At 47.0% G+C, this 13,943-nt stretch carries 11 protein-coding genes and 1 tRNA gene; 7 read left to right on the top strand and 5 right to left on the bottom strand.

Going from position 1 to position 13,943, the window contains the following annotated elements; translation table 11 throughout:
• Window positions 1-13: 13 nt before the first annotated feature.
• The 7 genes from VXQ11_RS09255 to VXQ11_RS09225 all read left to right on the top strand — a co-directional run bounded on the left by VXQ11_RS09255 (window position 14) and on the right by VXQ11_RS09225 (window position 8,376).
• Window positions 14-1,516: a UvrD-helicase domain-containing protein gene (locus VXQ11_RS09255; protein ID WP_416705886.1), complete on the top strand. Its 1,503-nt coding sequence runs from the start codon at window positions 14-16 to the stop codon at window positions 1,514-1,516.
• Between the two features lie 639 nt (window positions 1,517-2,155).
• Window positions 2,156-4,993, top strand: coding sequence for a monovalent cation/H+ antiporter subunit A (locus VXQ11_RS09250; protein WP_064094621.1), 2,838 nt, complete (start codon window positions 2,156-2,158; stop codon window positions 4,991-4,993).
• Window positions 4,994-4,997: 4 nt separating this feature from the next.
• Complete coding sequence (locus tag VXQ11_RS09245; protein ID WP_004281114.1) at window positions 4,998-5,363, top strand: Na+/H+ antiporter subunit C; 366 nt, start codon at window positions 4,998-5,000, stop codon at window positions 5,361-5,363.
• Window positions 5,363-7,171 carry a monovalent cation/H+ antiporter subunit D gene (locus VXQ11_RS09240; protein WP_416680946.1) on the top strand — a complete coding sequence of 603 codons (1,809 nt, stop codon included), beginning with the start codon at window positions 5,363-5,365 and terminating at the stop codon, window positions 7,169-7,171. The genes VXQ11_RS09245 and VXQ11_RS09240 overlap by 1 nt, the downstream gene beginning before the upstream one ends.
• Window positions 7,171-7,689 (top strand): Na+/H+ antiporter subunit E, encoded by a 519-nt coding sequence (locus tag VXQ11_RS09235; RefSeq protein WP_416680947.1) that lies wholly within the window; start codon window positions 7,171-7,173, stop codon window positions 7,687-7,689. The genes VXQ11_RS09240 and VXQ11_RS09235 overlap by 1 nt, the downstream gene beginning before the upstream one ends.
• Complete coding sequence (locus tag VXQ11_RS09230) at window positions 7,686-7,961, top strand: monovalent cation/H+ antiporter subunit F (RefSeq protein ID WP_064094624.1); 276 nt, start codon at window positions 7,686-7,688, stop codon at window positions 7,959-7,961. Before VXQ11_RS09235 ends, VXQ11_RS09230 begins: the two co-directional genes overlap by 4 nt.
• 10 nt (window positions 7,962-7,971) lie before the next feature.
• Window positions 7,972-8,376 carry a Na+/H+ antiporter subunit G gene (locus VXQ11_RS09225; RefSeq protein WP_064094625.1) on the top strand — a complete coding sequence of 135 codons (405 nt, stop codon included), beginning with the start codon at window positions 7,972-7,974 and terminating at the stop codon, window positions 8,374-8,376.
• Window positions 8,377-8,475: 99 nt separating this feature from the next.
• On the opposite strand, the gene VXQ11_RS09220 is transcribed toward VXQ11_RS09225, so the two are convergent.
• From VXQ11_RS09220 to VXQ11_RS09200, 5 genes are all read right to left on the bottom strand, one after another.
• Window positions 8,476-8,880 carry a ribosome-binding factor A gene (locus VXQ11_RS09220; RefSeq protein ID WP_064094626.1) on the bottom strand — a complete coding sequence of 135 codons (405 nt, stop codon included), beginning with the start codon at window positions 8,878-8,880 and terminating at the stop codon, window positions 8,476-8,478.
• Window positions 8,880-11,588: a translation initiation factor IF-2 gene (infB, locus tag VXQ11_RS09215; protein ID WP_416705885.1), complete on the bottom strand. Its 2,709-nt coding sequence runs from the start codon at window positions 11,586-11,588 to the stop codon at window positions 8,880-8,882. Before infB ends, VXQ11_RS09220 begins: the two co-directional genes overlap by 1 nt.
• 10 nt (window positions 11,589-11,598) lie before the next feature.
• Window positions 11,599-13,083 carry a transcription termination factor NusA gene (nusA, locus tag VXQ11_RS09210; RefSeq protein ID WP_064094628.1) on the bottom strand — a complete coding sequence of 495 codons (1,485 nt, stop codon included), beginning with the start codon at window positions 13,081-13,083 and terminating at the stop codon, window positions 11,599-11,601.
• A gap of 35 nt (window positions 13,084-13,118) precedes the next feature.
• Window positions 13,119-13,643: a ribosome maturation factor RimP gene (rimP, locus tag VXQ11_RS09205; protein ID WP_416680949.1), complete on the bottom strand. Its 525-nt coding sequence runs from the start codon at window positions 13,641-13,643 to the stop codon at window positions 13,119-13,121.
• 223 nt (window positions 13,644-13,866) lie between these two features.
• A tRNA-Met gene (locus VXQ11_RS09200) sits at window positions 13,867-13,943 on the bottom strand.

Here is a 13,943-nt window from a genome sequence, read left to right as displayed (position 1 = left end):
CTTGAATTCATCTGTGTCTGATTTAAAAAAACCGACCGCGACCTATGAGCAGGCGACTGCTATTGATAACGCACGTCTGGGCAAATCCTTTAAGGTGATTGCCTATGCAGGTACAGGTAAAACGACTACCCTGCAAATGATCAGTGATGCCATGCCGCAAAGACGTGGCATGTATCTGGCCTTTAACAAAGCCATTGCCAGTGAAGCGCAGGCCAAGTTCCACCGGGGTGTGGATTGCCGGACTTTTCACTCGCTGGCATTTCGCAGTGTTCCACGTGGAGTGACCGACAAGCTGCGTCTGCCACGCTTGAGTCCGAGTTTTATTGCCAAAGAGTACCGGCTTGAACCGATGACCATGCGCCGCATGATGGGCGGACGCTATGAGAAATATGTCTTGATGCCATCAAGACTGGCAAGCTTGGTCGCCAATGCGGTCGGCTATTTCTGTTCGACCAGTTCGCAGTATCCTGCCCCGCGGCATATTCAGGCGCCAAGCTGGCTACATCCGGATGATATCGAGACCTTGCAGCAAAAGCTTTATCCGGCAGTCGAACGACGCTGGCTAGAATCAATTGATCCAAATCATCAGGCAGGCATTGGTCATGACATCTACCTGAAACTCTGGGCACTGTCTGAGCCGAATATTCCGGCCGATTATGTGCTATTCGATGAAGCTCAGGATGCCGATCCCTTAATGCTGGGAATTCTGCTGAAACAGCGCAGCACCCAAGTGATTTATGTCGGAGATGCGCATCAGCAGATCTATGCCTGGCGCGGTGCAGTCAATGCCATGCAGCAACTGCCTCTGCCTGAATCACGTCTGACCACCTCATTTCGTTTTGGTCCTGAAATTGCCCTGAATGCCAATGCCATTTTAGGTGCCCTCAATGAGACTGTGCCTTTGCTGGGCAATCCGCTGTTAGATTCTAAAGTTGTAAATAAACCGCATACCAAAATGCGTGATGCAATTTTATGCCGGACCAATGCCCGGGCCATGGAATTGCTACTGGCCGGACTGGTACGCGGTGACAAAGTCAGCCTGCAGGCCGATCATGTCAAACTGAATCGCTTTGTCGATGCGGCTGCCATGCTAAAACAGGGCAAGCGTGTGGTTGATGTGCCGGAACTGGCCTGGTTTAACTCCTGGCATGATGTCCATGAATACTGTGAAACCAATGAAGGCAGTGACATCAAGCCACTGGTCAAACTGGTCGACGAGCATGGCACCGATCCGCTGAAAAAAGCCCTGGCTAAAATTACCCCGATTGCCCAGGCTGACTATATTATTTCCACGGCGCACAAAGCCAAAGGTCTGGAGTGGGATCGGGTTCATATTGAAGATGACTATCAATTCAAGCTGAATGAAAAAGACCATAAAATTAGTGATGAAGAATTAAGATTACTTTATGTGGCCTGTACCCGTGCCAAAGTGAGTTTAAATATTCATCACATTTATGACCTGATTCAGCAACTGAAAATCAAAATGCCGCAGTCGCTCCGCCAGGCAGCCGGTTAAGATGTAAATATAGATGTGAACAACATGGGACTAAAGTAACGTCCATCGAAGTACTTTATTCATGATAATTACTCTGTTTAGCAAAAATAGCCTGGCCATTTTCCAGTCTGCTTAAGCTCATGAAACAGATTTAGGTAGGTACCTAGTAGCCATTAGAAAATGTTTATATAGATAAAACTCCCCGAAAACTCAAAAATAACCAAGTACATTTTGGGGACCTGATATAGAGAGGCTTGAAAAGAAAAATATCAAGTCAGGCAGTTTCCCCAGCATAAGAAACCCTGTTTTTATTTATATTTACAATCAATGGCTGAGATCTAATCTTAATTTTCGGTCACTTCTGGATGATCTGTTTAAGCATCCCTCTGCGGTTAAAACCAAGCTCACGTATAATTTATAAGTTCCACATAAAAACGTTGATGTTGTTGTTATCCTGTAATATGATCGGATTTATTTGCGAATTTCATTGTAAAATCGGAATTTGCTATCGTTCATAAGTTGCGCAATACAACTGTTTTATATTCTTTTTGAATATTCTTTTGGCTTTCAAGATTGAGAAGTTTGGATCGCTCCTTGTGATCCTGTAGTCCTTGGAAGATAAAGATTCACCCTAGGTTGGTCACAGCCTAAATCACGACAATGGATACGAGTGTGCTGCCGATTATTATATTGTTACCGTTAGTATTAGGCACAACCCTTGTCTCGTGGCTGAAGCAATTTTCGCGCGAGGTAACGGCTTTAGGGGCAATTGGTGTCAGCCTCAGCAGTTTCTTATTATTATTGAGTCAGGCGCCTGCCATATTTGATGGCGCAGTGATTACCCAGACCTGGTCCTGGCTGCCGCAGCTGGGTATTGATTTCAGTTTTCGTCTGGATTCCCTGGGACTGCTGTTTGCCCTGCTGATCAGCGGGATTGGTACGCTGATTTATATTTATGCCTATTATTATCTGAATCCCAAAAATTCGCTGAGCAAGCTGTATCTTCTGCTGATGCTGTTTATGGCAGCTATGCTCGGGATTTCATTGTCAAATAACCTGATTCTTTTATTGGTTTTCTGGGAATTGACCAGTATTTCATCTTTCCTGCTAGTGGGTTACTGGAGCAATTACGAAGCTGCGCAACGTGGCTCACGTATGGCTCTGACCATTACTGGACTGGGTGGTCTGGCCATGCTGGGTGGTTTTATCCTGCTTGGTCAAATCACTGGTACCTACCAGATTGATCAAATCCTTACGATGACCGAACAGATTCAGTCACATGCTTTATTTGTACCGGCTCTCTTGCTGATTTTACTCGGTGCTTTTACCAAAAGTGCGCAGTTTCCCTTCCATTTCTGGTTACCGAATGCCATGGCTGCGCCGACACCTGTCTCGGCCTATTTACACTCGGCCACTATGGTCAAAGCCGGTTTATTTCTGGTCGCACGCTTGCTACCGATCTTCGTCGGTGCTGCACTGTTTCATAATATTGTAACCTTTGTCGGTCTGTTTACCCTATGTATGGCCGCTTTTTTTGCCATTTTCAAGGAAGACCTGAAGGGCTTACTCGCCTATTCAACCATCAGCCATTTAGGCCTGATCATGTGTCTGCTTGGGATCGGTTCTCCTCTGGCGGTTGCAGCTGCAATTTTTCATATTATTAACCATGCCACCTTTAAAGCGGCCCTGTTTATGATTGCCGGAATTATCGACCATGAATCGGGCACACGTGACTTGCGCAAACTGTCAGGCTTATGGCAACTGCTACCCTATACCGCTACCCTGACCATGATTACGGCGGCGGCTATGGCAGGTGTGCCACTGACCAATGGCTTCCTGTCCAAGGAAATGTTCTTTACCGAACTGGTCGCGAACTTGAGTGGTCCGGTCATGGTCGTTTCAGCCATTGTCGCAACACTGGCCGGGATTTTTGCAGTCGCCTATTCTACTCGACTGGTGCATGGGGTATTTTTCGATGGTCCGCTAGGCAAGCAGGTTCCGAATAAAGATGCACATGAACCTCCGTTTGGCATGCGTGCACCCGCAACCTTATTGGCAATCTTGTGTATTTTGGTGGGTATATTCCCGGCACTTCTGGTTGAAAAAATTGTAAACAGCTCCACCCGGGCATCGACTCAGGATTTTGCTTTTGAAGGCACTCATCTGGCACTATGGCATGGCTTCAACCTGCCGCTGCTGATGAGCGTGATAGCCCTCGTTGGCGGAGTCATCTTCTATTTTTCTCTTGCCAAAGGTGGTACCTTACGCGAAATCGACCTAGATCCAAAACTGGGCCGCTTGCAGGGCCGGGTATTGTTCGAACTGTTTTTGAAAAATCTGCTGCTGAATTCACGCCGTTTCCGCCGTGCCACTGAAAATGGCAAATTACAAAGCTATTTATTGTGGATCGTGATTTTTACTGTCGCACTGGTCAGTTTCCCACTGGTGAACAATGCGGTGGGCACGGGTACACGTGAACTGACCCACGCCCCTGCTCTGGCGATTATCTTGTGGTTACTCCTGTTTTCTGCCTGCTGGATGCTGCTGTGGTTCCATCATGAGCGGATTAAAGCTGTACTGATTAGCGGTGCAGTCGGTCTGGTCGTCACCATGGTTTTTATCGGTTTCTCGGCACCCGATCTGGCATTGACCCAGATTACGGTCGATGTGGTCACCACGGTTCTGCTACTGATGAGTTTATCTTTACTGCCTCAGTTAACACCGTATGAATCGAGTCCGACCCGTCGCTGGCGTGATGCCATTATTGCAATAGGTGGCGGTCTTGGAATAGCAGCTATTGCCTGGCTGATCATGACCCGTGATCATAATTCCATTTCATGGTTCTTCCTGCAACAGTCGATTCCACTGGGCGGCGGCACCAATGTGGTGAATGTGATTCTGGTCGACTTCCGTGGTTTCGATACCTTTGGCGAAATTACCGTACTTGGAATTGCCGCGATTGGTGTACTTAGCCTGATGGATGGAATGCGTGCCCATGGCGCCACCATCACCCAGGGTCTGACCTATCGTTTTAATCCTTCACCCCTGATGTTACGTATTACTGCATCATGGATCTTGCCTGTAGCACTGGTGGTCAGCCTGTACATCTTTATGCGTGGCCATAATTTGCCAGGCGGTGGATTTATTGCAGGCTTGGTCACCTCACTGGCACTTATTATTCAATATATCGCAGTGGGGCAGGATAAAACCGAACAGTTGCTGGGGGCCAAATCTGGCCGTCTCTATGAAATCTGGATTGGAGTCGGCTTAACCATTGCCGGTTTGACCGGTGTCGCGGCCTGGTTCTGGTCACGTCCATTCCTGACCAGTGCACATATCTATGTCTCTCCGCCAATGATTGGAGAAATGCATTTGGCTTCGGCTGCGCTGTTTGATGTTGGCGTTTATGTCACTGTTGTGGGTGCAACGATGCTGATGATTTCAGTCTTAGGCGATTCACGTCACTCAAGCATGACTGGCCCTGTACCAAGAGGATAATAGAATGATCAGTTTAGAATTTTTATTAGCCTCTGCGATTGGCCTGCTGACGGCCACAGGCATTTATCTGATCCTGCGTGCCCGTACCTTCCCGGTAGTGTTGGGTCTCGCCATGATTGGTTATGCAGTCAACCTGTTTTTATTTGCCATGGGCCGAATTCAGATGAATTCGCCTGCAGTATTGACTGAAGCCTCGAAAGTGACCGATCCCCTTCCTCAGGCACTGGTGCTGACAGCCATCGTGATTGGCTTTGCCACCACTGCCTTTATTGTCCAACTGGCATTGCGTAGCCGCTACGAATCAGGAACAGACCACGTTGACTCCAAAGAAGAAATACCAAATCTTGACCCGCGCGAGGATGAGCCTTAATGACTGATCTTCTCAATTTCTGGAATCAACATACCCCTATTTTCAGTATTCTTTTACCGGCCTTTACCGCTTTTGTCCTGGTTCTTTTAGGCAACCCGGGTTCAGGCTCTCTGGTGACGGACTGGCGTCAGCCCTGGCGTCGGGGTATCAGCTATGTCTCGAGTATCTTGGGCCTGATCATTGCTGTCAGCTATTTAGTAGACAGTAATCAGGGTCAGATCAATGTTTATACGCTGGGCGAATGGGTCGCACCTTTTGGTATTGTACTGGTTCTCGATCAGCTCTCTGCGATGATGCTGGTTTTGACCTATGCCCTTGCAGTGCCGGTGCTCTGGTATGCCAGTAAAGAATGGGATATGCGTGGGCGTTATTTCCATGCCATGGTGCATTTCCTGCTCATGGGTTTGACCGGTGCCTTCCTGACCGGTGACCTGTTTAACCTGTTCGTGTTTTTTGAAATCTTGTTGATGGCATCCTATGTACTACTGCTACATGGACAAGGCAAGGCCCGTTTCCAGCTGGGAATCCACTACGTCACCATTAATCTGTTTGCTTCTGCCCTATTCCTGATTGGACTCGGGATGATTTATGGCAGTGTCGGCAGTCTGAATATGGCAGATGTGGCCCGCTTGATGCCTACCCTCGCTGAAGATCAGCACAAGCTGGCGGTTGCTGGTGGATTAATGCTGTTTGTCGTGTTCGGAATTAAAGCGGCGATGCTACCGCTTGGCTTCTGGTTACCCAAAACCTATGCCGTAGCCACCACACCTGTGGCAGCACTCTTTACCATCATGACCAAAGTCGGGGTGTATGCAATTTTACGGATTAATGGAACTGTTTTTGATGATGAATACAGCCACCAGATCCTGATGAATTGCCTGCTGGTGATCGGTCTGATTACGTCGGTTTATGGCGTGATTTGCGCAATCGGCACAGAACGTCTGCGCCGTTTTATCGGCTTTATGGTGCTGTCTTCAGTCGGAACAATTCTGGTAGCAATCGGCATGAATACAACTGCAGCCTGGGCCGGTGCATTGTATTATATGGTGCACAGTACCCTGATTGGCGCAGCCTTTTATATCCTGTCAGGCTGGATTACCTCACAGCGCGGCGAATTTAAGGATCACTTTAAAATCGCGCCACTGATGAAACAGAACAAGCTGGTTTCGATTGTCTATTTCATCATTGCCTTGATGATGGCCGGCCTGCCACCGTTTAGTGGTTTCTTCGGTAAAGTCTTTATTTTGCAGGCTTCTGCCAATTCAGACTATCAGATGATTATTATCCTGACCATTTTATTGGTAAGCTTCCTCAGTATTCTGGCCTTTACCCGGGTTGGTTTCGTGCTGTTCTGGCGTTCGACCAGACCTGAGGATGACCTTAATTCTGAAGATTTTCACAAATACGAAGCCCTACCAAGTAAGGCACCCGCACGTAATGATCGTGTAATCTATCTATTGCTTGCTGGCCTGACTGCCTATGTGGTGTTTGCCGGACCGATCTATCAATATAATTATCAGACTGCAGAACAGATTAAAAATAATCCGGTTTATGAAGCTGCCTTGTTAAAACGCGATGCAGAAGGCCAGTTTATCAGTGTGCAACCTTTTGATCCAAGCTATTTACCTGAAACCAAGTACGGTGGTGAGACAGTCGATCCGAATGCACATCTGGTTCCTTATACGATTTCGGAAGCCACTCTGGAAGGTGAAAACATTTCTGAATTCAAGCAACGCCAGATTGATCAGCAGTATGTTGAACAAAACAGATATGATGATAATCAACTTAAACCGGTGGAGGGACCTTAATGGCTGTATCATTCCTGCAACGTTGGTTCCCGCATCCGCTGGTTTCTGTGATCGTTGGGCTAAGCTGGATTCTGCTGGCACATAATCTGGAAGCTGGAACATTGCTTTTCGCGCTGGTTCTGGCGATTGTCATTCCGAAAATGGTTGCACCTTTTATTGACTATACCCCGAATATGCAGTGGGCTCCTGCCCTGCGCCTGTTCTTTGTCGTGGTTTGGGATATTGTAGTAGCCAATATTAAAGTCGCAAAACTGGTACTTGGTCCAACCAAGAACCTGCATCCGAAATGGTTTCGCGTGCCTTTGGAAACCGAGCATGAGGAAGTCAATGCCTTGCTGGCAATGATCATTACTACAACGCCCGGTACAGTATCTGCAGGCATTGATCAGGATCGTGGTGATATTCTGGTTCATGCCTTAAGCACAGAGGATGAAGCAGCAGAAATCGAAACGATCAAACAGCGCTACGAACAGCCTCTGATTGAAATTTTCAGCGCACAGACAGGAGAAAAAGCATGACTATTCTGCCTTATGCATTAATGATTTGCCTGGGTGCTATCACTGTCTCGATGTTACTCTGCCTGATCCGGCTCATCACTGGCCCTTCTATCGTTGACCGGCTCTTGGCACTCGATACCCTGTTCCTGAATGCCACCTGTCTGATTGTCATTTTAGGGATTTACTGGAGTAGCAGCTTCCTGTTTGAAGGGGCCTTACTGGTTGCGATGCTTGGCTTTGTTTCGACTGCAGCCTTGGCACGTTATTTCACCACTGGCCATGTGATCGACTAGGAGTTTTTAAATGTCCTTAATTTTAGAAATACTGGTGTCGATTTTTTTATTGATTGGTGCTTTCTTTATGTTGGTCGGCGGGATCGGTATGGTCCGTCTGCCCGATCTGTTTATGCGTCTGCACGCCCCGACCAAATCCAGTACTTTGGGCCTGGGCAGCTTTTTGATGGCCTCAATTCTGTTCTCGGCCATATATGGCCGTTTCGGTTTTGCTGAAGTGCTCATCACCCTGTTCGCCTTCATTACCGCACCGGTATCTGCCAATCTGATGGCACAGGCTGCATTACATTTGCGTTTACGCTCTTTGAGTGGCGAGGTTCCGGAAACGCTGGAACGCCCTCTGCCTTGGCAGCGCTCACGTCGCCGTGCTTTTTATGAGAAAAAAATGAACCATAAAGATGATGATCTCACTTAATCCAGACTATTTTTAGATTGGTCTATCAGTAGCTTAATTTTTGATACAACCAGACAATAAAAAAGCCACCCAAAGGTGGCTTTTTTATTGTGTTAAGACTTATTCATTGTCTTTTTTTGCTTCTGCTTCAGGTAAGTCCTTCACAGCTTCAGCGATCAAACCAAACATATAGTTACCATATGCATTGGTCTTATCATAATGGAAACGTAGACGAGGCGTAATACGGGTTTTAATACGACGACTCAGCTCATGGCGCAGGAAACCGGATGCTTTGTTTAATACATCCAGAGTTTCTTTATTTGCCGCTTCGCTTTGTTCGTCGCCAAGTTCACGTCCCATTACAGTGACATAAACTTCCGCATATCCCAGGTCTGGGCTCACCTTCACCGCAGAGATGGTCACCAGACCACCTAAGCGTGGATCTTTCAGCTCCTGACGGATCAGTTCTGACAACTCGCGTTGTACTGTATCCGCCATACGCTTCAGACGTTGACTACCCGCCATTAAAGACTCCGTTTAATCAGTTGAACATCGTACACTTCGATCTTGTCGAGAGGTTTGATGTCTTTATAGCCTTTCACCGCAAGACCACATTCCATACCGGCACGAACTTCTTCAACCACTTCTTTGTAGCGACGAAGAGATTCAAGCTCACCCTGGAACACAACCACGTCATCACGTAATACGCGAATCGGTTTGTTACGATGTAATACACCTTCAAGCACCATACAGCCTGCAGCCGCACCGAATTTACTTGAGTGGAATACTTCACGTACCTGTGCAACACCCAGAATCGTTTCACGATGTTCAGGTGCAAGCTTACCGCTCATTGCTGCTTTCACGTCATCGATCAATTGATAGATGATTGAGTAGTAACGAATGTCGATATTGTCCGCATCGGCTTTTTGGCGTGCTGCATTATCCGCACGTACGTTAAAGCCAAGCAGAACTGCTTCTGAAGATTCAGCCAGTGTTACGTCAGACTCGGTGATTGCACCAACGCCTGAACCGATAATACGTACTTTCACTTCATCTGTTGCAAGTTCAGCAAGTGCTACATGCAAGGCTTCCAGCGTACCGCGTACATCAGTCTTCAGTACCACATTGACGATAGGCACATCTTTCTTGCCCATAGATGCCATGATATTTTCAAGACGCATTGCAGATTGACGCTCAAGACGTTTTTGACGTTCACGGTCCATACGCGCATCAGCAACTTCACGTGCTTTCTTCTCATCGCTGACCACAAGAACTTCATCACCCGCCATTGGTGCTTCTGGAAGACCCAGAATTTCAACCGGAATTGAAGGACCAGCAGACTTGATACGTTTACCGTTTTCATCTGTCATCGCACGTACGCGACCATAAGACGAACCAGCAAGTACCAGGTCACCCACTTTCAGGGTACCGTTTTGAACAAGAATAGAAGTCACAGCACCACGGCTGTTATCTACACGTGCTTCAATAACCACACCTTGCGCAGCACCTTCTTCAGATGCTTTCAACTCTAACATTTCTGCTTGAATCAAAATCAGGTCCAGCAGCTCATCAATACCTTGACCCGTGTGGGCTGAAACCATGGCAACCGGCACATCACCGCCCCATTGTTCAGGCACGATCTGTTTAGCAGTCAATTCATTCAGAACACGGTCTGGATCAGCAGACTCTTTATCCATCTTGTTGATCGCAACAATGATCGGCGTACCTGCAGCACGCGCATGATCAATTGCTTCTGCAGTTTGTGGCATCACACCATCATCTGCTGCTACAACAAGTACCACGATATCAGTCGCTTTGGCACCACGTGAACGCATCGCAGTAAACGCTGCGTGTCCCGGAGTATCAAGGAAAGTAATAATACCTTTATCGGTAGTTACATGGTAAGCGCCGATATGCTGGGTAATACCGCCCGCTTCACCTTGAGCCACTTTGGCACGGCGAATACGGTCAAGCAGTGATGTTTTACCATGGTCAACGTGACCCATGATAGTCACAACAGGCGCACGAGTGGTTTGCGCACCACGTGCTTCTTCAGCTGCTTCCAGCAAGTTATCTTCAGCTTGTGTATCAGAAACCAGTACCGGATTATGGCCCATTTCTTCAACCACAAGTGCAGCAATTTCCTGATCAATCGCCTGGTTCTGAGTTACTAGCTCACCCATTTTCATGAGTGATTTAATCACTTCGCGAACCTTAACTGCCATTTTCGCAGCCAAGTCAGCAACTACAATCGTTTCACCGATTTCAACATCGTAAACCTGTTTTTTCACAGGTTTTTCGAAACCATGCTTGTTGCCCTGGCTGGTTTTTAAACCACGTTTAGGCTGTTTGCTGAAGCTTTGCTCTTCCTGACCACGACGGCCACCTTTTTTCGGTGCACGCGCGCTCGGCGTATTGGTACCACGTTTGATTTCGCGGTCTTCTTTGGCAAAAGAGTCTTCATATGCCTGGCCAACAAGACCGGCTGCCAGAGGAGAATCATCAACAACACGAATGGTTGCAGTGGTATCTTCAGCAGAGTACTTGGTCGCCATTTGACGCATTTGTTCAAGCGTACGTTGCTGCGCTTCTTCAGCCGCTTTACGACGTGCTGCTTCTTCAACAGCTTTTAATTTTGCTGCTTCCGCTTCACGTAGTTTTTTCTGTTCAGCTGTTTCTACTTGCTTAACCGTTTGTTTTACAATCGGTTTATTGGTTGATTTGCGTTTTACCACAACTGCAGCTTTAGAAACTTCCTGCTTGTCACTGGTTTGCTTTGCAGCAGCACGCATCGCTTCTAGCGCTTTACTGGCATTATTGACGCCAGTTTTTGGAGCTTCAGCAGAAGCCGCTTGCGGTGTATTCTGCTCAGGCGCAGCTTTGGCCTGTTGCTCAGCCTTGGCTTTCGCCAATGCTTCTGCTTTGATCTGTTCCGGATCTGGCTTAACAAATGTATGCTTCTTGCGAACTTCTACATTAATTGTTTTTGCCTTACCTGAAGTACTGGCTACTTTAGCCGTACTGGTCGTTTTACGTTTCAACGTGATTTGCCCTGCTTGGCTCTCTGAACCTTGTGATTTTTTCACATGGCTCATCAAGCTATCTTGTTGTTCGGTGGTAATAATATCGTCAGCTTTACGCTGTGGTAAACCTGCCTCACGAACCTGCTCTAGGAGCTTCTCAACTGGACGACCCACGCTGAGGGCTAACTCTTTAATTGACTTGTCCGTCATATACTACCTCCTAGTTAAACCATGATTCGCGCGCTTTCATAATGAGTTGACCCGCTTTCTCAGCACCCAAACCTTCAATATCTGCGATATCGTCGGTTGCCTGATCTGCTAAATCATCCACGGTTACCACACCACGAGCTGCTAGAGCTTGCGCGATCTCTGCTGTCATGCCTTCCATTGCAACAAGTTCTTCACTTGGCGCTTGGATATTCTCTTGCTGTTGTAATGCATCAGCAAGTGCAATTTCTTTCGCACGGCTTTGCAATAATTCAACTAGTTCAGCATCAAGTTCGATTTCATCGAATGTTTCTGCCGGGACGTAAGCAATTTCTTCAAGCGAGGTGAAGCCCATTTCTACTAATGCCATCGCCAAATCTTCCGCGATATCCAGACGTTGTACAAACATGTCCAGATATTGTTGCGCTTCGTTTTGTTGACGGGCGTAGTATTCCTCTTCCAGCATCATGTCCAGCTTATAGCCAGTCAGTTCTGATGCCAGACGAACGTTCTGACCTTGTGAACCAATCGCACGTGCCAACTGATCGCTGGCAGCGAAGATAATATCCGCAGTACGTGCATCTTCATCGATGACAATACTCGATACATCTGCTGGTTCCAATGCACTTGCGATATATTGCGCAGGATCATCCGACCAGACTACGACATCAATACGCTCACCATTGAGCTCTTGCTGTACAGCCTGAATTCGGGTACCACGCATACCAATACAAGCACCCACCGGGTCAATACGGTGGTCATTGGTTTTTACTGCAATCTTGGCACGCACGCCCGGTTGACGAGCTGCAGCTTTAATTTCAATAATTTCTTCAGAAATCTCAGGGATCTCTTTCTTCATCAATGCGATCAGCATTTCAGGCTTGGCACGCGACAATAACAATTGCGCACCGCGACCTTCACGGTTCACGCTATAAAGAATTGCACTTACGCGCTGCTTCGGACGAAGAATCTCTTTCGGAATCATTTCTTCCCGGGCAAGATAAGCTTCGGCATTGTCACCTAAGTCGATAATAAAGCCATCTTTGGTTTGTTTTTTCACTTCACCGTAGATCAACTCGCCGACTTTAGATTCATAAGCATCTGCCACAAGTGCACGTTCTGCTTCACGAATTTTCTGTACGATCACTTGCTTGGCAATTTGTGCCGCAATACGACCGAAATCAATCGATTCAACTTCCAGCTCACGAATGTCGCCAATTGACCATTTTGCAGGATCAACGTCAGAAATCGCATCCTGACAAGCTGGCATTTCATGATCTTCATCTGCAACCACTTCCCACTGACGGAAAGTGCGATAGTCACCTGTCTTGCGATCGATTTCCACACGTAAACGTGCTTCTTCCGAATTTGTACCTTCGTAGAATTTTTTCTTTGTCGCTGCAACTAAAGCTTGCTCAAGCGCCTCAAAGATCGCTTCACGAGGTACACCTTTTTCGTTACTAACCGTTTCAACGACGGTCAGAATTTCACGTGCCATACGTCACCTATGCGTTCAAATTCTTATTTATTAAATTAATCTTGGAAGACCAAATTTGCTTTATCAATATTGTGACTGTCGATCTCCAATACCTGCTGCTTTTCCACTTCAACCTGAACCATTTCACTTTCCAGGTCGACAGCAACCAGTTTTGCCTGGAATTTGCGACGGTTATCTACTGCGCTGATCAATCGTAGTGCTACGGTTTGACCAATATAACCTGACATCTGCTCAAGCTGGAAAAAAGGACGGTCCCAGCCTGGTGATGAAACCTCAAGTGAATACTCACCTGAAATTGGATCATGAACATCCAGCATTGCACCCACTTGCTGCGTGACACGCACACAATCCTGAACGCCAATACCACGCCCCTGTTCTTCTTCACCATCTTCATTAACGACTGGTGCAACACTCTCATCGACTGGTTTGTCGATATAGATACGTAATAACGAACGTTTCCCTTGTGGCAGGAACTCAATCCCCCAAAGGTTTACATTACAGGCTTCAACTGCCGGTGCAATCAAGTCCTGAAGTGCTTGAGTTTTATTTGATAGCTTCATTTACTCTCGTCATCTGGTGCGATTTTATGATCTATTTGACCACTACAAACCAATACAAACTATAGTAGTAGTGAAACATGGAGATTTGATCAAATAATGTCGACACTACACGATAGCCAATAAAAAAGGGCGTAAATCGCCCCAATTACTGCACAATTTAAGACTTTTTTCAAATCCCACTGTGCAAAAAGGCCCACCTTGTTGTGAGCCTCTTTTAGAAACTTGGTAGCGGGAGCTGGATTTGAACCAACGACCTTCGGGTTATGAGCCCGACGAGCTACCAGACTGCTCCATCCCGCA

The sequence above is a fragment of the Acinetobacter sp. 197 genome, from assembly GCF_048148385.1.
GTDB classification, from domain to species: domain Bacteria; phylum Pseudomonadota; class Gammaproteobacteria; order Pseudomonadales; family Moraxellaceae; genus Acinetobacter; species Acinetobacter pecorum.
Note: the sequence above shows the minus strand (reverse complement) of the source record. Positions and strands in the feature narration are given on the sequence as shown.

Coding starts and splice junctions, on each gene's coding strand:
- VXQ11_RS09225 (WP_064094625.1), top strand. CDS start 7,972: ATGTCCTTAATTTTAGAAATACTGGTGTCGATTTTTTTATTGATTGGT.
- VXQ11_RS09235 (WP_416680947.1), top strand. CDS start 7,171: ATGGCTGTATCATTCCTGCAACGTTGGTTCCCGCATCCGCTGGTTTCT.
- VXQ11_RS09240 (WP_416680946.1), top strand. CDS start 5,363: ATGACTGATCTTCTCAATTTCTGGAATCAACATACCCCTATTTTCAGT.
- infB (WP_416705885.1), bottom strand. CDS start 11,588: ATGACGGACAAGTCAATTAAAGAGTTAGCCCTCAGCGTGGGTCGTCCA.
- nusA (WP_064094628.1), bottom strand. CDS start 13,083: ATGGCACGTGAAATTCTGACCGTCGTTGAAACGGTTAGTAACGAAAAA.
- VXQ11_RS09250 (WP_064094621.1), top strand. CDS start 2,156: ATGGATACGAGTGTGCTGCCGATTATTATATTGTTACCGTTAGTATTA.
- VXQ11_RS09230 (WP_064094624.1), top strand. CDS start 7,686: ATGACTATTCTGCCTTATGCATTAATGATTTGCCTGGGTGCTATCACT.
- VXQ11_RS09245 (WP_004281114.1), top strand. CDS start 4,998: ATGATCAGTTTAGAATTTTTATTAGCCTCTGCGATTGGCCTGCTGACG.
- rimP (WP_416680949.1), bottom strand. CDS start 13,643: ATGAAGCTATCAAATAAAACTCAAGCACTTCAGGACTTGATTGCACCG.
- VXQ11_RS09220 (WP_064094626.1), bottom strand. CDS start 8,880: ATGGCGGGTAGTCAACGTCTGAAGCGTATGGCGGATACAGTACAACGC.